At 27.3% G+C, this 18,835-nt stretch carries 23 protein-coding genes; all 23 read left to right on the top strand.

From position 1 onward, the window contains the following. The 23 genes from OM90_RS02205 to OM90_RS02315 all read left to right on the top strand — a co-directional run bounded on the left by OM90_RS02205 (window position 1) and on the right by OM90_RS02315 (window position 18,761). Window positions 1–456: a prepilin-type N-terminal cleavage/methylation domain-containing protein gene (locus OM90_RS02205; RefSeq protein ID WP_058485245.1), complete on the top strand. Its 456-nt coding sequence runs from the start codon at window positions 1–3 to the stop codon at window positions 454–456. A gap of 26 nt (window positions 457–482) precedes the next feature. After that, window positions 483–761 carry a late competence development ComFB family protein gene (locus tag OM90_RS02210; protein ID WP_058485246.1) on the top strand — a complete coding sequence of 93 codons (279 nt, stop codon included), beginning with the start codon at window positions 483–485 and terminating at the stop codon, window positions 759–761. Next, window positions 751–1,266, top strand: a complete 516-nt coding sequence (locus OM90_RS02215; protein ID WP_058485345.1) for a shikimate kinase — start codon at window positions 751–753, stop codon at window positions 1,264–1,266. The genes OM90_RS02210 and OM90_RS02215 overlap by 11 nt, the downstream gene beginning before the upstream one ends. A gap of 6 nt (window positions 1,267–1,272) precedes the next feature. Beyond that, window positions 1,273–1,713 (top strand): type II 3-dehydroquinate dehydratase, encoded by a 441-nt coding sequence (aroQ, locus tag OM90_RS02220; RefSeq protein WP_058485247.1) that lies wholly within the window; start codon window positions 1,273–1,275, stop codon window positions 1,711–1,713. 37 nt (window positions 1,714–1,750) lie between these two features. Further along, on the top strand, window positions 1,751–2,818 hold the full coding sequence (locus OM90_RS02225) for a M24 family metallopeptidase (RefSeq protein ID WP_058485248.1): 1,068 nt from the start codon (window positions 1,751–1,753) through the stop codon (window positions 2,816–2,818). A 90-nt stretch (window positions 2,819–2,908) separates the two neighbouring features. Then, complete coding sequence (gene efp / locus OM90_RS02230; RefSeq protein ID WP_058485249.1) at window positions 2,909–3,466, top strand: elongation factor P; 558 nt, start codon at window positions 2,909–2,911, stop codon at window positions 3,464–3,466. Between the two features lie 209 nt (window positions 3,467–3,675). After that, on the top strand, window positions 3,676–4,095 hold the full coding sequence (locus OM90_RS02235; protein WP_058485250.1) for a bacteriohemerythrin: 420 nt from the start codon (window positions 3,676–3,678) through the stop codon (window positions 4,093–4,095). Continuing rightward, on the top strand, window positions 4,095–4,556 hold the full coding sequence (locus OM90_RS02240) for a chemotaxis protein CheX (protein ID WP_058485251.1): 462 nt from the start codon (window positions 4,095–4,097) through the stop codon (window positions 4,554–4,556). The genes OM90_RS02235 and OM90_RS02240 overlap by 1 nt, the downstream gene beginning before the upstream one ends. A 337-nt stretch (window positions 4,557–4,893) precedes the next feature. After that, window positions 4,894–6,519, top strand: coding sequence for a nitrite/sulfite reductase (locus OM90_RS02245; RefSeq protein WP_144428520.1), 1,626 nt, complete (start codon window positions 4,894–4,896; stop codon window positions 6,517–6,519). A gap of 94 nt (window positions 6,520–6,613) precedes the next feature. After that, window positions 6,614–8,041 (top strand): SLC13 family permease, encoded by a 1,428-nt coding sequence (locus tag OM90_RS02250; RefSeq protein ID WP_058485252.1) that lies wholly within the window; start codon window positions 6,614–6,616, stop codon window positions 8,039–8,041. A gap of 28 nt (window positions 8,042–8,069) precedes the next feature. Continuing rightward, window positions 8,070–9,761, top strand: a complete 1,692-nt coding sequence (locus OM90_RS02255; RefSeq protein WP_058485253.1) for an adenylyl-sulfate reductase subunit alpha — start codon at window positions 8,070–8,072, stop codon at window positions 9,759–9,761. Next, a complete protein-coding gene (locus OM90_RS02260) occupies window positions 9,742–10,056 on the top strand; it encodes a 4Fe-4S dicluster domain-containing protein (protein WP_058485254.1) in 315 nt (104 codons plus the stop codon). Before OM90_RS02255 ends, OM90_RS02260 begins: the two co-directional genes overlap by 20 nt. Before the next feature lie 70 nt (window positions 10,057–10,126). After that, the gene (cysD, locus tag OM90_RS02265; RefSeq protein ID WP_058485255.1) at window positions 10,127–11,026 is read left to right on the top strand and encodes a sulfate adenylyltransferase subunit CysD; all 900 of its coding nucleotides are present in this window, start codon (window positions 10,127–10,129) and stop codon (window positions 11,024–11,026) included. Beyond that, on the top strand, window positions 11,026–12,852 hold the full coding sequence (gene cysC / locus OM90_RS02270; RefSeq protein WP_058485256.1) for an adenylyl-sulfate kinase: 1,827 nt from the start codon (window positions 11,026–11,028) through the stop codon (window positions 12,850–12,852). The genes cysD and cysC overlap by 1 nt, the downstream gene beginning before the upstream one ends. A 145-nt stretch (window positions 12,853–12,997) precedes the next feature. Further along, window positions 12,998–13,951 carry a stage III sporulation protein AA gene (gene spoIIIAA / locus OM90_RS02275; RefSeq protein WP_058485257.1) on the top strand — a complete coding sequence of 318 codons (954 nt, stop codon included), beginning with the start codon at window positions 12,998–13,000 and terminating at the stop codon, window positions 13,949–13,951. A 15-nt stretch (window positions 13,952–13,966) separates the two neighbouring features. Beyond that, window positions 13,967–14,485, top strand: coding sequence for a stage III sporulation protein SpoIIIAB (gene spoIIIAB, locus OM90_RS02280; RefSeq protein WP_058485258.1), 519 nt, complete (start codon window positions 13,967–13,969; stop codon window positions 14,483–14,485). Window positions 14,486–14,498: 13 nt separating this feature from the next. Continuing rightward, the gene (gene spoIIIAC, locus OM90_RS02285; RefSeq protein WP_058485259.1) at window positions 14,499–14,693 is read left to right on the top strand and encodes a stage III sporulation protein AC; all 195 of its coding nucleotides are present in this window, start codon (window positions 14,499–14,501) and stop codon (window positions 14,691–14,693) included. Window positions 14,694–14,704: 11 nt separating this feature from the next. After that, window positions 14,705–15,091 carry a stage III sporulation protein AD gene (gene spoIIIAD / locus OM90_RS02290; RefSeq protein ID WP_058485260.1) on the top strand — a complete coding sequence of 129 codons (387 nt, stop codon included), beginning with the start codon at window positions 14,705–14,707 and terminating at the stop codon, window positions 15,089–15,091. An 11-nt stretch (window positions 15,092–15,102) separates the two neighbouring features. After that, on the top strand, window positions 15,103–16,269 hold the full coding sequence (gene spoIIIAE, locus OM90_RS02295; protein WP_058485261.1) for a stage III sporulation protein AE: 1,167 nt from the start codon (window positions 15,103–15,105) through the stop codon (window positions 16,267–16,269). Window positions 16,270–16,277: 8 nt separating this feature from the next. Further along, on the top strand, window positions 16,278–16,898 hold the full coding sequence (gene spoIIIAF / locus OM90_RS02300) for a stage III sporulation protein AF (protein WP_058485262.1): 621 nt from the start codon (window positions 16,278–16,280) through the stop codon (window positions 16,896–16,898). A gap of 14 nt (window positions 16,899–16,912) precedes the next feature. Next, on the top strand, window positions 16,913–17,521 hold the full coding sequence (gene spoIIIAG, locus OM90_RS02305; protein ID WP_058485263.1) for a stage III sporulation protein AG: 609 nt from the start codon (window positions 16,913–16,915) through the stop codon (window positions 17,519–17,521). Window positions 17,522–17,534: 13 nt separating this feature from the next. Further along, entirely contained in the window at window positions 17,535–18,272 is a 738-nt protein-coding gene (locus OM90_RS02310) for a SpoIIIAH-like family protein (RefSeq protein ID WP_058485264.1), read from the top strand. A 69-nt stretch (window positions 18,273–18,341) separates the two neighbouring features. Further along, window positions 18,342–18,761: an Asp23/Gls24 family envelope stress response protein gene (locus OM90_RS02315; protein WP_058485265.1), complete on the top strand. Its 420-nt coding sequence runs from the start codon at window positions 18,342–18,344 to the stop codon at window positions 18,759–18,761. The last annotated feature ends 74 nt before the right edge of the window (window positions 18,762–18,835 follow it).

The following is an 18,835-nucleotide window of genomic DNA, read 5'->3' on the forward strand; positions in this document are numbered from 1 at the left end:
TTGAAAAGAGAAAATGGATTCACTGTAATAGAATTATTAGTTGTACTTACTATTGTTGCGATTGTAGGTTGTATAGTAGCACCTTCTTTTGATATATTAGAAAAGATCTCTCTTAAAAACGCTGCTAATGAACTAAAAATGAATATAATTCATACTCAACATCAAGCAATTAAAAATAATAAAAGATATTTTATTAAATTTTTAAATGAAAATAATGTATATACTATTTCCCATGGATTACTTGATTCTATTGATAAAAAGATACAATTACATTCAGATATAAAAATGGGGCAAATGGCTTTTACATATCCTAAACAAATTATATTTACACCTAAGGGGACAGTAGCTTCTTCAGGACATATTTGGCTAGAAACCGAAAAGTTTAAAGTTAAAATAACAGTAGCTGTAGGCACAGGAAAAGTTAATATTTATCCGATTGAGACTATAAAAGAGTAATATTTTATTAATTTAAGGGGGTTTTTATGTTAGAAATTAAAAATTATATGGAAGATTTAGTATTTCTTCAAATAGATAATGTAATAAAAGAACTAAAAGTTTGTGATTGTCATAAATGTAAAATGGATATTGCAGCCATAGCTTTAAATTCGTTAAAGCCTCATTATATTGTAACTCAAAAAGGAAGATTATATACTAAACTTAATACTCTTCAACAGCAATTTGATGTAGATATACTTTCGGCACTCATAAAGGCAGCAATTATAGTAAAAAGGAATCCGAGACATGAGGAATATGAAAAATAAATCAAATATTGTTTTAATAGGATTTATGGGATGTGGTAAATCTACCATTGGAAAAGAACTTGCAAAAAAAATTAAATATTCTTTTATTGATTCTGATGAAGAAATAGAAAAATCCATTGGGATTAGTATATCAGATTTTTTTGCAAAATATGGAGAGGTTAAGTTTAGAAAGTTAGAAGAAAAAGTAATTTCTCAAATTGCTGCGAAAAATAATCTAGTAATTGCTACAGGAGGAGGAGTCATAAAAAATTTTAATAATATTTTTTCTTTAAAAAGTGGAGGAATTATAATTTATTTAAAAGCAGCTCCTATGACTATTTTTAAAAATGTAAAAAATGATAATACTAGACCACTTCTTAATACAAATAATAAATTAGAAACCATAAAATCCTTATTAAATGAAAGAGCTCCTTTATATGAAAGAGCGGCTGATTTTATTGTTAATACAGATAATAAATCTATTAATGAAATTATATCTAATATTTTAGATTACATAAGGGGATAATATATTATGAAAAAAATTCTTGTTATTAATGGACCAAACATAAATTTTTTAGGTATAAGAGAAAAAGGGATTTATGGAGAAATTTCATATAAAACTTTAAACGAATTAATAACTAAAGAAGCTTCTAATATAGGATTTGAGGTAGAAATATTTCAGTCTAATTATGAAGGAGATTTAATTGATAAATTACAGCAAGCTTATTTTGAAAAAGTCGATGGCATTATTATAAATCCTGGAGCTTACACCCATTATAGTTATGCTATAAGAGATGCTATTGCTTCTATTAATATTCCTACTATAGAAGTGCATCTTTCTAATATTCATAAAAGAGAAGAATTTAGGCATAAATCTGTTACAGCTCCTGTATGTGTAGGTCAGATTGCGGGTTTTGGAATATATAGTTATATATTAGGATTATATGCTTTAAAAGAAAAACTTAATAAATAAACAATTATATAAAATAAATTATATAAGGAGAAAAGACATGAGTGAAAGACTAAAAAAAATAAAGGACCAATTTGAAGATTTAAAAATAGATGCTATTTTAATACAAAATCCTATTAATAGGAAATATATAAGTGGATTTACTGGATCTTCAGGGATTTTATATATATCTAAAAACTCATCTATTTTATTTACAGATTTTCGTTATATTGAGCAAGCAACAAAACAAGCTCCCGATTTTAAAATAATAAATTATATGAGCAAGGGATTATATGAAGAAATCAATGAACTGATTAAAAAAGAAAACATAAAAATTCTTGGTTTTGAAGGGGAGCATGTTAGTTTTAGTCAATATAAGCAGTATACAGATAAATTAAATACTTCAATAATTCCTATTTATAATGTAGTAGAAAAGTTAAGAATGATAAAGAATGATATAGAGATAAATTATATAAAAGAAGCTGCTAAAATAGCAGATAAAGCTTTTAATCATATACTTTCGTTTTTAAAGCCAGGAATAACAGAAAAAGAAATAGCTTTAGAATTGGAATATTTTATGAAAAAAAATGGAGCTTCAGATTTATCTTTTAGTACTATAGTTGCTTCAGGAGCATTTTCTTCTCTTCCCCATGCCGTTCCTAGAGATAAAAAATTAGAAAATGGAGATTTTGTTGTAATGGATTTCGGATGTATATATAAAGAGTATTGTTCAGATATGACAAGAACTGTAGTTATAGGGAAAGCTAGTGATAAACATAAAAAAATATATGAAACAGTTTTAACTGCTCAGATGTTATCTCTTGATGGGATAAGACCTTTTAAACAGGGAAAAGAAATCGATAAAATTGCAAGAGATTATATTTCAAGTAAAGGATATGGGGAATATTTTGGCCATGGTTTAGGGCATGCTGTAGGTATGGAAGTACATGAAAGTCCTAGATTTTCTATAAATGAAGAAGAATTAATTAAGCCAGGAATGGTTATGACAGTAGAACCAGGAATTTATATTCCAGAATTTGGAGGAGTAAGAATTGAAGATTTAGTCGTAATAACTCAAGAAGGAATAGACAATCTTACGACTTCTCCAAAAGAACTTATAGAGATTTAAATAAAATAATTGAAAAAAGTTTAATTTTAGTTTAAACTATACAAGATGAGCATATAGTTTGCATAGTAACATGATTAAGGAGGAAAATGAATGATTTCAGCAGGAGATTTTAGAAATGGTGTAACTATTGAATATGAAGGAGAAATTTACTCCATTGTAGAATTTCAACATGTAAAACCAGGAAAAGGAGCTGCTTTTGTAAGAACTAAATTAAAAAATTTAAAAACAGGAGCAGTAGTAGAAAAAACTTTTAGACCTACTGAAAAAGTAGCTAAAGCTCATATTGAAAGAAAAGATATGCAATACTTATATAATGATGGAGAATTATATCATTTTATGGATGTTGAGACTTATGACCAAATTGCCTTAAATAAAGATCAATTAGGAGATGCTTTGAAATTTGTGAAAGAAAATGATATGGTAAAAATATTATCCCATAATGGATTAGTGTTTGGTGTAGAACCACCATTATTTGTTGAGTTAGAAATAACTGAAACAGAACCAGGATTTAAAGGAGATACAGCAACAGGAGCAACTAAACCAGCTGTTGTAGAAACAGGAGCAACTGTTAATGTTCCTTTATTTGTAGAAATAGGAGATAAAATTAAAATAGATACTCGTACAGGAGAATATTTAAGTAGAGTTTAATTAATAAAAATTTAATAAGTTACTAAAAACAGTTCAAATATTTGAACTGTTTTTTTAATATTCAAAAAAAAGATTGTAATGTGAAAATACAATTAAATTTCTTGTACTATATAAAATAAAATGCTATAATTTCCATATTAAAAAAAGATTTTATAAAATAATTAATTTTATTTATTTTCAATGTTCAATATATAAAGGGGGATATAATAATGATGTGGAAGGATAAATATAAGATAGGAATAGAAAGAATTGATGAACAGCACAAAGAACTTTTTAGCAGAGTTTCAGATTTTATTAAAAGCATAAGAAGCAGTAAAAATTGGGAAGGAGATATGGATAAAGTAAAAGAAATTATGGAATTTATGAAAGAATATGTAGATATACATTTTTCAGATGAAGAAGCATATCAAGAAAAAATTAATTATCCAGAAATAGAAAACCATAAGCAGGAACATATTAAATTTAAAGAAATAATTAATAAATATTTAAAAATATTTGAGGAAGAAGGATTTACAGAAGAAAAAGTACAAGAATTTGGAGGAAAATTAATGACATGGTTAATTATGCATGTATGCAAAACAGATCAAAAAATAGGAGAGTATGTAAAAAATGAAGGAGGTAAAGTATAGTGAAAGCTGAATATGTAAATTCTTTTTATAAAGCAACAAAAGATGTGTTTAACTTAATGATGGATTTAGATCCCCAAATAGGAGAATTAAAGGCATTAGAAAGTATGAAAAGTGATAAGGAAACAAATATTCTACTTGGAGTAATAGGAGATTTAAAGGGAGAAATTCTTTTTAGCTTCCCTTTAGATATGACTTTAGAAATGATTAAAATAATGTCTGGAATGGAAATGGATAAAATAGATAGTTTTGCTTCTTCTGCTTTAGGAGAAATTGCAAATATTATTGGAGGAAATGCAACAACTAATTTAACAGAACATAATTATACATGTGATATTTTACCACCAAAAGTTTTTATAGGTAAATATAAAGGTAGCTCTACAAATAATAAAGTTTTACAGATACCTCTTATGACTTCTATAGGAGAATTTGATATTAATGTATTTTTAACAGAAAATAAGTAAGAATGGGAATAAAATCATATATAATAAAACATAATTTTAAAGCACTTATTAATAAATTTCCTTTTTATTTAACTTAGTTTGGGATATTTATTTAATAAGTGCTTTTATTATGTAAAAATACAATTAAATAAAATTTTCTGAATTAAGTTGACTTTTTGGATAATATATGATAAATTTATGAAAACTGATTTAATTCCTTAAATTCATACTTGAATACTTTGAATTAATATTAATCTAGAATTTTATGGCACATTAAAAATAGTGCTAAATTTTTTTGAATATTAATCCAAGTAAACAGATAAAAAAACAATGTTTAATTAAATAAGGAGGTAGTAATGTGATACAAATACCAGATTCAATTATTAAGGATGAAAAGGAATACAAAAACAAAGTTAAATTATATCTTAAAGGTAAAATAGAATATGAAAAATTTAAACCTTATAGTTCAGCTATGGGAGTTTATGAACAGAGGGAAAAAGGAAAGTATATGGTTCGTGCTAGAATTCCAGGAGGAGTTATAACTTTAAATCAGTTGAAAAGAATTGTAAAGATAGCAAATCAATATTCAGAAGGGCGTATTCATTTTACATCTCGTCAAGATATTCAATTTCATAATGTAAGTTTAGAAAATACAGTTAATATCATAGAGGAACTTTTAGAAGAAAATATTATGACAAGGGGAACAGGAGGAAATACTCCTAGAAATATAGGGTGTTCACCATTGTCTGGAGTGGATAAAGAAGAAGTATTTGATGTAACTCCTTATATGGAAGCTGTTACTAGTTATTTATTAAAAGATCAAACAGTTTTTAACTTGCCTAGAAAATACAAAATTGCTTTTTCAAATTCGTCTAAAGATACTGGAAATGCAAGAATTTCTGATTTAGGCTTTATAGCCAAGATACATGAAGGTAAAAAAGGATTTGTGGTATACGGAGCAGGTGGATTAGGAAATGCTCCAAAAGCTTCGATTAAATTAAAGGATTTTATTGAGGACCATGAGGTTTTATATTATGTTCAGGCTATGAAAGAACTTTTTGAAAATGAAGGAGACCGTGTAAATAGAAACAAAGCTCGTATAAGACATATACTTTATCGTTTAGGAGAAGAAAAGTTTAAAAATTTATTTTTTGATTTTCTTAAAAAAGTAAAAGAGAAAAAAAACTTAGATTTATATATAGAAGATACAAAAGAAGAAAAAGAAAAAGGTAAAGAAATTTCTGTAGATGATTTAAATATTATTCATCAAAAAGAAAAAGGATTATATTCAATATATATTCATCCAGAAAACGGAAATATAAACATTAAAAACCTTAATAAAGTTATAGAGTATATAGATAATTTGAGATATATTCCAAGTATTAGATTAACAAATACTCAAGGATTTTATATTAGGGATATAAAAGGAGAAGATGTTACCAAGTTACTTTATATTGTAGAAAAGTTTAGTAGAAAATTTCCTATAGAGCAGTCTGTTGCATGTGCAGGAGCCAAAACTTGCAAATTAGGATTATGTTTATCACAAAATTTACTTTCTGCAATTATAAAGAGATTTGAAAAAGTAGAAAAAGAAATAAAAAAAGAATTTCCACGTATGTTTATTTCTGGATGTCCTAATTCTTGTGGCCAACATCAAAAAGGGCTAATTGGTTTTTCTGGAAAAGCAAAACGTAATGAATACGGGTTAATTCCAATGTATACAGTATTTTTTGGAGGGAATTTAGAATATGGGATTTTAGGTAAAGCTTATGGGGATATTCCTGCAAAAAAAATACCAGACTTTTTGGTAAAGTTAGCAGAAATAAAATTTGAATCTAACATAATAGATTTTATGGAATTTATACAAAGTAAAGAGAAAACTATAAAAGGATTAATTAAAAAATATGAAGATATAGAAAGTATAGAAGATAATCCTAGTCTTTATTACGATTTCGGAAGTAATACACCTTTTTCATTAAAATAAGTATTTAATTTATTAAAATAAATGCAGAATTTTTTATAAATATTCAAAAAATATGTTTCTGAATATAAGTTAGGGTAAAAGTCGGGAGGTTAATATGGCCCCTAAGAGTTATGTTGATAAAAAGCCAATAATATTTTTATTTAAAGAATATAAAAATGTATTTTTAACTATAGCTATATTTCTTTTATTTTATTTATTTATGACTAATAAAAATATACCAAAAGATATGTCAATTGAAGCATATCATACTCTAGGAATATTTTTGCTTGCAGTTTTTCTTTGGATAACAGATATTATTCCTTTAGCTATTACAAGTTTAATGGTTATGGGACTTCTTTCTTTATTCAATGTACTTGAAGCTAAAAAAATATATTCATTTTTTGGTAATGAATCTGTATTTTTTATTATTGGTTCCTTTATAATGGCAGCTTCTATTTCTACTTCACGATTAAGTGAAAGATGTACTTATTTTGTGATGTATAAGTTTGGTAAAACCCCTACAAAACTTGTATTGGGCATATTTTATTTAACTGCATTTTTATCCCATTGGATTCCTGAGCATGCAGTAGCAGCTTTTGTTTTTCCTATTCTTATATCAATTTCTGAGAAACTTGATTTAAAACCGGGGTCAATATTAGGGAAATATATGTTTTTAGCTTTAGCTTGGGGATGTGTAATAGGAGGAGTTGTTACATTTTTAGGAGGAGCTAGAAATCCTTTAGCTATAGGAATTTTACAAGAAACTACAGGTCAAAATATAAGATTTATAGAATGGATAATAGCTGTAGCACCACCATCTTATATTCTGATTTTTTTAATATCAATATATTTAAAGAAAAAAGTTAAAGCTTCTCTAGAAGATATAAAAAGCTTACAAGATTTTATTAAATCGAATCATAAACCAATTGGTAAGATTGGTTTTAAAGAAATAAAGACAATTATAATCTTTACAGGAACGATTTTTATGTGGATTTTTTATAGTGAACGTTTTGGGATTGCTAATATTTCATTGATTAGTGCAACGTTGCTTTTTGTTTTTCATGTTATTAAATGGGAAGATGTAAAAAAAGAGATAAATTGGAGTGCTATTTTAATGTATGGTGGAGCTATAGCTATGGGAAAATGTATGGAAGAAACAGGGCTTTTAAATTATATTTCTAATAAATATTTATTGAATTTTCAAAATGATTTATTTCTACTTATGATAGTTATAGCAATAATAAGTATTTTTTTAACAGAAGGAATTTCAAATGTAGCCGTTATAGTTATTTTACTTCCTATAGTTATTGGAATTATGATGAATATTGGCTTAAATCCCAAATTAGGGGTATACCTTGTAGCAGTACCTGCGGGATTAGCTTTTATGTTTCCAATTAGTTCTCCTCCTAACGCTATTGCATATTCTTCAGGTTTTATTCCTTTTAAAGAACAGTTAAAAATAGGATTTATTTTAAATATAATCTCTGTAATAGTTTATATAATATTTGCTTTGTTATATTGGCCTTTATTAGGGATATATTAAAAAATATTAAAAAAAGGAGATAGAATTTATGGATTTTAAATTAGAGGAATTAAATACAGATATTCTTATTATAGGTGGAGGAACAGCAGGATGTTTTAGTGCAATAACAGCTGCAGAGCAATCTAACTTTAAGATTTTAATCGTTGAAAAAGCTAATATAATGCGTAGTGGTTGTTTAGCTGCAGGAGTTAACGCAATAAACGCATATATAGGAAAAGGAGAGACTCCAGAATCTTTTGTAGAATATGTAAAAAAAGATAGTGAAGAAGTTGTACGAGAGGACCTTGTATATTCCATAGCGAAAGAATTAAATACAGTTATCAAGAAAATAGAAGATTTAGGATTACCTATATTAAAAGATAAAGATGGAAAATATATCCAAAGAGGAAAAAGAAGTATTAAAATTAATGGAGAAAATATTAAACCTATATTAGCTAATGCAGTGTATAAACATTCTAATATAAAAGTTTTAAATAAAATTAATATTATAGATTATATAGTAAAAAATGGAGAAGTTATAGGAGCTATTGGATTCTCTTTAGAAGAACCTAAAATTATAGGCATTTATGCCAAAGTAGTAATTTGTACTACGGGAGGAGCAGCGGGATTATATAAGCCTAATAACCCAGGTTTTTCAAGGCATAAAATGTGGTACTGTCCCTTTAATACTGGAGCAGGATATGCTATGGGAATAAGAGCTGGTGCTGAGATGACCAGTTTTGAAATGAGATTTATTGCTCTTCGGTGCAAGGATACTATTGCTCCAACAGGAACAGTGGCTCAGGGAATAGGAGCTAAGCAAATAAATGGAAAAGGAGAAGCTTATATACATAAATATGGTAAACCCACTACTCCCATACGTTTATATGCTACTCTTATGGAAAATAAAAATGGAAATGGACCATGTTATTTAAAAACAAAAGGTATTACAAAAGAACAAGAGGAAGAATTGTTTAAAGCATATCTTAATATGGCTCCTGCCCAAACTTTAAAGTGGCTAGAACATAATAGAGGGCCATCTATAGAAAATATAGAAATAGAAGGAACTGAACCTTATATTGTAGGAGGACATACAGCAAGTGGATATTGGGTGGATATAAATCGTAGAACAACTTTAAAAGGATTATATGCTGCAGGTGATGTAGCAGGCGGAAGCCCTAAAAAATATGTCAGTGGATGTTTTGTTGAAGGGAAAATAGCAGCTTTATCAGCCATAAAGGAAATTGCTCATAAAAAGACTCCTAAAAAAGATAATAAAATTTTAAAAAAATACCTTAAAAAAATACAGCAATTTTTTAGAAATGAAAATTCTTTAATATCTATTGAAGAATTAGAAGAATCTATGCAAAAAGTTATGGACGAATATGCTGGAGGTATTTCACAAGGATATGTAATAAATAAAAATAAATTAAATATTGCTGAAAAAAGAATAGATGAACTTATAGATTTGGCATATACATTACAAGCTAAAGATTTGCATGATTTGTTATTTATACATGAAATAATTGATAGATTGTATGTTTGTAAAGTTCTTGTGCAACATCTTAAGGCAAGAAAAGAAACCAGATGGAAATGTTATCAAGAAAATTATGATTATCCTAAAAAAGATGATAAAAATTGGAAAAAATATGTTAATTCTGTATATAAAAGTGGAGTTGTAAAAATTATTTTTAGGGACCTTATAGGAAGGGATGAATTTTATGAGCATTCATATAGATAAAGAAAAATGTATTGGATGTGGGAAATGTATCATAGTTTGTCCTGGAAGTTTAATTTATCAAGATAATAATGGAAAAGCTTTTATAAAATATCCTAAAGATTGTTGGGGCTGCACAGCTTGTTTAAAACAATGTTCCGTTCAAGCTATCAAATATTATTTAGGCTTAGATATGGGAGGGGGAGGAGGATATTTAACTATAAAAAAAGAAGCAGAATATTTAGATTGGTATATAACAACTAAAGAAGGTAAAACAAAAAAGATTCGCATTAATTCTAAAGAAGCAAATAAATATTAATTTAAAATATATGATTTAAAAAATAAAGCAATTTATATAAATTACAGTTTATAAGGGGGATAGATAAAAAATGAGTAAGATGAATCATTTAGATCAGTTAGAAGCTGAAGCAATATATATAATGAGAGAAGTTGCTGCAGAATGTGAAAATCCAGTAATGCTTTATTCTATAGGAAAAGATAGTTCTGTAATGTTACATCTTGCAATAAAGGCTTTTTATCCTGAAAAACCTCCTTTTCCTTTTTTACATATAGATACAACATGGAAATTTAGAGAGATGATAGAATTTAGAGATAGAAAAGCGAAAGAATTGGGAATAGAAATGATATCTTATACTAATATGGAAGGAGTTAAAAAAGGGATAAATCCCTTTGATCATGGAGCAGCATATACGGATATTATGAAGACACAAGCTTTAAAAGATGCTTTAAATAAATATGGTTTTACAGCAGCCTTTGGAGGAGGAAGACGGGACGAAGAAAAATCTAGAGCCAAGGAAAGAATTTTTTCTTTTCGTAATGAATTTCATGCTTGGGATCCTAAAAATCAAAGACCTGAAATGTGGAGATTATATAATACAAAAATTAATAAAGGAGAAAGCATAAGAGTTTTTCCTCTTTCTAATTGGACTGAAAAAGATATATGGCAATATATAAAAAGAGAAAATATTGAAATTGTCCCCTTATATTTTGCAAAAGAAAGACCAGTAGTATATAGAGATAATAATATTATCATGGTAGATGATGATAGAATGAGATTATTACCTGGAGAAAAGATTCAAATGAAAAAAATTCGTTTTAGAACCTTAGGATGTTATCCTCTTACAGGAGGGATTGAATCTAATGCTGATACTTTAGATGCTATTATAGATGAAACTTTAGGAGCTATATCTTCTGAAAGAACAAGTCGTGTCATTGATCAAGAATCCTCTTATAGTATGGAAAGACGAAAAAGGGAGGGGTATTTCTAGTGAAAAGCTTATTAAAGTTTATTACATGTGGTTCTGTGGATGATGGAAAATCAACATTAATTGGACATATGTTATATGATGCAAAACTATTGTTTGCAGATCAAAAAAAGGCTTTAGAGTTAGATAGTAAAATAGGAAGTAGAGAAGGGAAAATAGATTATTCTCTTTTACTAGATGGATTAAAAGATGAAAGAGAGCAAGGGATTACTATAGATGTAGCTTATAGATATTTTACTACTAATAATAGATCTTTTATTGTTGCAGATACCCCTGGACATGAAGAATATACAAGAAATATGGCTGTAGGAGCTTCTTTTGCTGATCTTGCAGTGATATTAGTAGATGCTACAAAAGGTATTCTAACACAAACTAAAAGACATATAAGAATTTGTGCGTTAATGGGAATAAAATATATTGTTTTGGCTATCAATAAGATGGACTTAATTAATTATGACCAATATATCTTTGAAAAAATAAAGCAATCTTTTATGAATTTTTGCTCTGATTTTAACTTTATAAGTATTCAAGTTATACCTGTATCTGCTACAGAAGGAGATAATATTACAAAAAAATCCCCATATACTCCATGGTATGATGGTTTACCATTACTTACTTATCTTGAACAAATAGATATAAATGAAGATGTAAATAAAAATGAGTTTGTTATGCCTATTCAGAGAGTAAGTAGACCAAATCATAAATTTAGAGGATTTCAAGGGGAAATTATTTCAGGGAAAATTTCTTTAAATGAAGAAATTATCATACTACCTAGTTATGAAAAAGCTAAAGTAAAAAATATTCTAGTTACTAATAAAGAAGTTAATGAGGCTGTAGCTGGGCAACCTGCTACAATTCAATTAGATAGAGAAGTGGATGTATCTAGGGGATGTGTTTTAGCAAAGGATGCAAATTTAAAGTTAGATAATTTATTTACAGCTACTATTTTATGGATGGATGATGAAAAACTTATAACAGGAAGAAATTATCTTATTAAATTAGGAACAAAAATTATTCCGGCAGTGGTTATGGATATTAAACATAAAATAGATATAAATACTGGAAAATATATTTCTACTGATACATTATCTAAAAATGAAATAGCTCAATGTAACATAGCTTTATCTGAAAAAATAGTTATGGATACTTTTGATAATAATAAAACGTTAGGTAGTTTTATATTAATAGATAGAATTACAAATATGACTTCTGCTTGTGGAGTTATTGAACATTTTTTAAGAAGATCTCAAAATATTGTATGGCAGGATACATATGTAAATAAAGAAATGCGTTCTAAACAAAAGGGACAAAAACCAGTGACTCTTTGGTTTACAGGTTTATCGGGTTCAGGAAAATCAACCCTTGCTAATGAGGTAGAAAAACGTCTTTTTGCTATGGGAAAGCATACTATGTTGCTTGATGGGGATAATATTAGACATGGATTAAATAAAGATTTAGGGTTTAAAGAAGCAAATCGTGTTGAGAATATTAGAAGAATTGCAGAGGTATCGAAATTAATGAATGATGCAGGAATTATTACTCTTGTTTCATTTATATCTCCTTTTAGAAAAGATAGGGAAAATGCAAAAAGAATTATTGGAAATGAATTTATTGAAATTTTTTTAAGTACTCCCCTTGAAGAATGTGAAAAAAGAGATGTTAAAGGACTTTATAAAAAAGCTAGAGAAGGAGAAATACCCAATTTTACAGGGATTACTAGTCCCTATGAAAAGCCTCTTAACCCTGACATAGAAATAGATACAAGTAAGTGTTCAGTAGAAGAAGCTACAGATATAATTATTAAAAAAATTATTAATTACATTAATTGATTTTAAAAATTAATTATATTTTTCTTGATTTTAATAAAAACATATAAAAGACTATGGTTTTTAAAACTATAGTCTTTTTATTATGTCATATTTGTGGACAGCCCTTCATAAAATTAAATATAGATTAAACAAAGGAGGAATTTAGATGAAAACAAAAGAGATAATTTTAGGATATTTGGGTATTAGATTAAAAAATATTCTTTCTAAGTTGTCAGATTCGGCTTTTGAAAAAATAGAAGAAATTCGATTTAGGGTTAATAGACCTTTGATAATTTTAAAAGGTGGAGAAAGTTTTTTTATAAGAGGAGATGGGCATTTTTCTAGAAATATAAAACAAGCTTTTATAATTAATCAAAAAGATTTAGTAGATACCTTACAAATGATGGGTGAATATTCTTTATATGCTTTCGAGGAAGAAATACGTAATGGATATATTACATTACCAGGAGGGCATAGAGTAGGACTTGTGGGAAAGGTTGTTATGGAAAATGGAAATTTAAAAACTATGAGATATATAGGAGGAATGAATATTCGTATTTCTCACGAAGTGATTGGATGTGCTAATAAAATTATTCCTTATATAATCAATGGAAAAAATATTTATCATACTTTGATTATTTCGCCACCTAAATGTGGGAAAACAACATTACTTAGAGACTTAATAAGGCAAATTAGTAATGGAATTTCTGATAATTTTATAGGACTTGCTGTAGGAGTAGTTGATGAACGTTCAGAAATAGCTGGATGTTATCAAGGAATTCCTCAAAATGATGTGGGAATACGTACTGATGTATTAGATTGCTGTCCAAAAGTAGAAGGAATGAGAATGCTTCTTCGTTCAATGTCTCCAGATGTAATTGCTGTAGATGAAATTGGAAAAGTAGAAGATATTTATGCTATAGAAGATGTTATTAATGGAGGAGTAAAGCTTATTTGTACAGTTCATGGTAGTTCCATATTAGATATACAAAGAAAACCTGTTTTGAAAGAATTAATACAAAAAAAGATATTTGAGAGAATGATTTTGCTAAATTATAAAAATGGTCCTGGAAGTATAGAAGATATCATAGATGGAACTACATTAAAATCTTTAATATAGGAGGATCAAATTAATATGATAAAGCTAATAGGTGCTTTATTGATTATAGGAGGAAGTACTTTTATTGGTTTTTTAATAGATAAATTAGAGAGATATAGAATGAATGATTTAAAAAATTTACAACGAGCACTCATATTTTTAAAAGGTGAAATAGATTATATGATTACACCTTTGCCTGTAGCAATGGAACAAGTAGGAAATAGAATAGGAGATAATATTGGACAGATATTTATTTATGCAGGTAAACAGATGATGAAAAAAACAGGATATACAGTTACTGAAATATGGAAAGAATCAGTAAATTCACATATAGATAATACATATTTATCCAAGGAAGATAAAAATATACTTTTATCTCTTGGAAATGCTTTAGGATATTTAGATAAAGAAATGCAAAAAAATAATATTGATTTAAGCATCTTATATTTAAAAGAAGAAATAAAAAGATTAGATATGCATCATCAAAAAAATGGACGACTATATAGAAGTTTAGGAATTTTAGGTGGGCTATTAATAGTAATACTATTATATTGATGGAGGGAAATTTATGGATATTACAATAGTATTTAGAATTGCTGCTGTGGGGATTTTGGTTTCGGTTTTAAATCAAGTATTAATCCGTTCTGGGAGAGAAGAACAAGCAATGCTTACCACTTTAGCCGGATTAGTTGTAGTGCTTTTTTGGATTATTCAATACATAAGTGATTTATTTAATACAGTTCAAGCTTTATTTCAATTATAGGAGATGAAAGAATGGAAATAGGGAAAATTGTTATTATTGGATTAATCTCTGTTATGTTGGGATTAATATTAAAAAAGCAAAATCCTGAATGGGGTATGTATATAAGAGTTATAACAGGAATCCTTATTTTTTTTATTATCGCAGAAAAGTTAGGTGTAGTAATAGATATTATAAAAAAAATGAGTGACAAAATAGATATAGATTTGGTATACATAGGAATCATTTTTAAAGTTTTAGGGATTACATATATTTCTGAATTTGGAGCACAACTTTGTAAAGATGCCGGAGAATCGTCTATAGCATCTAAAATTGAATTTGCAGGTAAAGTATTTATTATTACTGTATCTGCACCAATTATGCTAGCGTTAATGGATATAATAACAAGAATTATTCCATAGGAGTTGTTGATATGGGGATACAAAAGATATTTATTATATTTTTTATAATTTTGATAATGCCTCAATGTATTTATGGAGAACAGGTAGAAGAATTATTGGACAAACAGTTAGAAAATATTAATTTTTCATCTATTGAAGATACTATAACTAAAATAAAAAACCAAACGGAAAATCCATATTTAGAAAAATTTAGTTTTAAAGAAATAGTAACGAAAGCTGTTAAGGGAGAGATAGATTTTTCTATACATAATATTATAAAAGGGATTATAGCACTATTTACTTATGAAGTAAAAAGTTACATAGGGTTTATTGGAAAGCTCTTAATTATTTCTATGTTTTGTGCTTTGCTTAGTAATTTAGCAGAATCTTTTCAAAGCAAATCCACATCTCAAGTAGGCTTTTATGTATGCTACATGGTCATTATTATTCTTCTTTTGCAATCTTTTCAAATTGCTCTTCAAGTGTCAAGTTCTGCAATTGAAAATATGGTACTTATTATGCAATCAGCGATGCCTATGTTATTAAGTTTAATGATGACATCAGGAGCAGTAACTACGGGAACTATTTTTGAACCGGTTATTTTACTTTCTATCCAAACAATTGCTATGTTTATAAGTGAGCTTTTATTGCCAATTATTTTTTTAACTGTTGTATTAGCAATTATAAATTCTCTCTCTAAAAAAGAAGTTTTAAAAAAAATGTTAGAGTTGTTTTGGGAAATTATAGATTGGATACTTAAAGGACTTACTACTTTGTTTATTGGTATTATGGCTATACATGGGCTCACAACACCTATTTTAGATGGAGTTGTAAATAATACAGCAAAGCAAGCGGTAGAAACTTTTATACCAATAGTAGGAAAAACTTTAACAGGAGCTGTAGATATCGTAATGAATTGTTCAATGCTCATAAAGAATGCTGTAGGAGTAGGGGCTATTATATTACTTTGTATTTATTGTGTCATTCCGTTAATAAAAATGACAATATTTTTATTTATTTATAAAATAATAGCAGCTCTTATACAGCCTATATCTGAAAAAAGAATTGTAGAATGTATATCTAATATGGGGGAAGCTTGTACAAGATTATTTACGTCTATAATAACAGTTAATATTTTATTTATTATATCAATTACTATATTAGTTGGAGTAGGTAATATGGTTTCTATGATAAGGTAGGTGATAATATGATTTATTTATTTGGAGATTGGATAAAAAATATTGCTTTTTTTGTAATTTTTTCGGAGTTTATTCAAATGTTAATGCCAGAAGGGCATTTTAGAAAATATATTAAAATGATATTAAGTCTTATTTTAATATTGATATTGATTAGACCTATAATGTCTATATTTTTTAAGAGTGAAGATGAATTTTATAATTTAATTAAACTAAATCAATTAGAAATAGAGAAACAAAGCATATTAAATGAAAGTAGTTATATTACTAATAAACAAGATGAACTTATCATGGAAACATATAAATTAAAACTTAAAAATCAAATAGATAAATTAATAGAAGGAAATATAGATGCCCAAGCAGATGTTGTGGAAATTATTGTAAACGAAAATAAAAAAGATGAAAATTTTGGGAATATTGAGGAAGTATATATTGTTATTAAGGAAGAAGAGGAATCAAATGGTATTAAAATAAATGAAATTGAGCCTATAAAAATTAATATAAAAAAAGAAAAAGTGAAAGAAGAAATAGGAATTAAAAATACAGAGTTAGAAAAAAATATAAAAAATTTATTAATTAACTTCTATAATTTGTCCAGTGATAATATATATATTACTGTACAAAAGAAATAATAGAGGTGAACTATATGGAAAAATTAAAAGAATGGTTAAAATTATTTCATAAAGGGAATAATAAACTGTTATCAAACATATTATTTATAATTGGAATAGGAATTTTATTTATATTCTTAGGGAATACAGCTTTTGATAATATACCATATTCAACAAAAGATGAACAAATAAATAATAGTAATATTGGTAATAATAATGTGATAGTAGAAGACACAACGAAATCTTTTGAAGAAGAGATGGAAGAAAGAGTTAAAAGAATCTTATCTAAGATGGAAGGAGTAGGTACAGTTGAAGTGATGATTACTACTTCTTATGGGAAAGAAGTTTTTATAGCAGAAGATAATAATTCTACTTATTCCTTAACAAAAGAAGAAGATAATGAAGGAGGGCAAAGGGTAATACAAAATGAAGATGTACAGACTAAAATCGTTATGAAAAGTCAAGAGTCAGGGTCTACTGAACCAGTTATATTAAAAGAAAAACAACCAGAGGTAAAAGGAGTATTAATTTTAGCAGAGGGGGGAGAAGATCCAAGAATAAAACAGAAATTAACAACAGCAGTTCAAACATTATTAGATGTTCCTGCACATAAAGTACAGGTATTTAAAATTAATAATAAATAAGGGGGATGGGTTTATGTTTGTAATAAAAAGAAATCAAATTATTGTTACAGCTTTAGTAGCTATGATTGCTATTGCTTCATATTTAAATTATACAGATAAGAGCCAAATGGATGATGTAGGAGTTATTTATGATGATGAATTAGATATATCCTCAATTATACCAGATGATGCTTCCATTATGGAAACTATGGAGCCAGTAGAAACTTCAGATCAATCACAAGGAATTATAGGAGAGGCATTAACAAATGATCCAGATATATTAATATCAGAGGATATTGAAGATAATGAAAATAATGATGAAGAATCTTTAGAAACTTCTAATATAGAAGAAGATACAACTCAAGTTTCTAAAGAAGAAGATCCAGGAGCAGCAGTTTTTGTAAATAGTAATTTAGATACACCTTATTTTGCACAAGCTAAATTAGATAGAGAACAAGCAAGAGCGAAAGAAAAAGAACTTTTAACACAAATTTTAAATAACGAAGATATCGAAAAAGAACAAAAATCAAAAGCAGCAGAAGAAATGTTAAAATTACAAAAAAGAATAGAAAAGGAATCAGCTACAGAATCTATGATTGAAGCAAAAGGTTTTACAGAAGTATATGTAAGGATTAGTGATGATAGAGTAGATGTAGTAATTAATAAAGAAAAATTAACTGAACAAGAACTTGCTCAAATAGAAAGTATAGTTAGAGGAGCAACAGGATTTGATGTGGATAAAATTCAAATTATTCCTTTAAAATCAAAATAAAAGTAATTTGCAAATCAAAATAAATCTGTTATAATATTTTTAAAGTGTACATATATAGGAGGAATATGAATGGACGAAAGAAATGCTTATACAATGGATAATATAAATCAAATAGGGCAAATTCAGATTGCTGATGAAGTAATCGCTATTATTGCTGGATTATCTGCAACTGAAGTTGAAGGAGTTGCAGGAATGTCTGGGAATTTTGCAGGAGGAATTGCTGAAATTCTCGGTAAAAAAAATTTGACAAAAGGAGTTAAAGTTGAGGTCGGAGAAAGTGAAGTATCTATTGATTTATCTTTAGTAATTAAATTTGGATTTAAAATTCCTGAAGTTGCTGCTGCTGTTCAAAGTAAAGTAAAAAATGCTGTTAAAACGATGACTGGACTTTCGGTTATAGAAATTAACTTGCATATTACAGGAGTTTATTTCGATAAAAACAAATCTAATAATGTAAATGGAGAAAATGAAGTTTTAAATCATAATTAAAAAATTAACCCTTAAATATAGTACACTATATTTAAGGGTTAATTTAAGTATTTAAGTTATTTATATAATATTTA

Source organism: Defluviitalea phaphyphila, assembly GCF_001466305.1.
Lineage (GTDB): Bacteria > Bacillota > Clostridia > Lachnospirales > Defluviitaleaceae > Defluviitalea_A > Defluviitalea_A phaphyphila.

Bases quoted from the DNA above. Each gene is read 5' to 3' on its own strand.
- cysD (WP_058485255.1), top strand. From the start codon at position 10,127: ATGAGTAAGATGAATCATTTAGATCAGTTAGAAGCTGAAGCAATATAT.
- OM90_RS02260 (WP_058485254.1), top strand. From the start codon at position 9,742: ATGAGCATTCATATAGATAAAGAAAAATGTATTGGATGTGGGAAATGT.
- OM90_RS02250 (WP_058485252.1), top strand. From the start codon at position 6,614: ATGGCCCCTAAGAGTTATGTTGATAAAAAGCCAATAATATTTTTATTT.
- spoIIIAA (WP_058485257.1), top strand. From the start codon at position 12,998: ATGAAAACAAAAGAGATAATTTTAGGATATTTGGGTATTAGATTAAAA.
- spoIIIAE (WP_058485261.1), top strand. From the start codon at position 15,103: ATGGGGATACAAAAGATATTTATTATATTTTTTATAATTTTGATAATG.
- OM90_RS02310 (WP_058485264.1), top strand. From the start codon at position 17,535: ATGTTTGTAATAAAAAGAAATCAAATTATTGTTACAGCTTTAGTAGCT.
- spoIIIAC (WP_058485259.1), top strand. From the start codon at position 14,499: ATGGATATTACAATAGTATTTAGAATTGCTGCTGTGGGGATTTTGGTT.
- OM90_RS02315 (WP_058485265.1), top strand. From the start codon at position 18,342: ATGGACGAAAGAAATGCTTATACAATGGATAATATAAATCAAATAGGG.
- OM90_RS02225 (WP_058485248.1), top strand. From the start codon at position 1,751: ATGAGTGAAAGACTAAAAAAAATAAAGGACCAATTTGAAGATTTAAAA.
- spoIIIAD (WP_058485260.1), top strand. From the start codon at position 14,705: ATGGAAATAGGGAAAATTGTTATTATTGGATTAATCTCTGTTATGTTG.
- aroQ (WP_058485247.1), top strand. From the start codon at position 1,273: ATGAAAAAAATTCTTGTTATTAATGGACCAAACATAAATTTTTTAGGT.
- OM90_RS02235 (WP_058485250.1), top strand. From the start codon at position 3,676: ATGATGTGGAAGGATAAATATAAGATAGGAATAGAAAGAATTGATGAA.
- OM90_RS02255 (WP_058485253.1), top strand. From the start codon at position 8,070: ATGGATTTTAAATTAGAGGAATTAAATACAGATATTCTTATTATAGGT.
- efp (WP_058485249.1), top strand. From the start codon at position 2,909: ATGATTTCAGCAGGAGATTTTAGAAATGGTGTAACTATTGAATATGAA.
- spoIIIAG (WP_058485263.1), top strand. From the start codon at position 16,913: ATGGAAAAATTAAAAGAATGGTTAAAATTATTTCATAAAGGGAATAAT.
- spoIIIAB (WP_058485258.1), top strand. From the start codon at position 13,967: ATGATAAAGCTAATAGGTGCTTTATTGATTATAGGAGGAAGTACTTTT.
- spoIIIAF (WP_058485262.1), top strand. From the start codon at position 16,278: ATGATTTATTTATTTGGAGATTGGATAAAAAATATTGCTTTTTTTGTA.
- OM90_RS02215 (WP_058485345.1), top strand. From the start codon at position 751: ATGAAAAATAAATCAAATATTGTTTTAATAGGATTTATGGGATGTGGT.
- OM90_RS02210 (WP_058485246.1), top strand. From the start codon at position 483: ATGTTAGAAATTAAAAATTATATGGAAGATTTAGTATTTCTTCAAATA.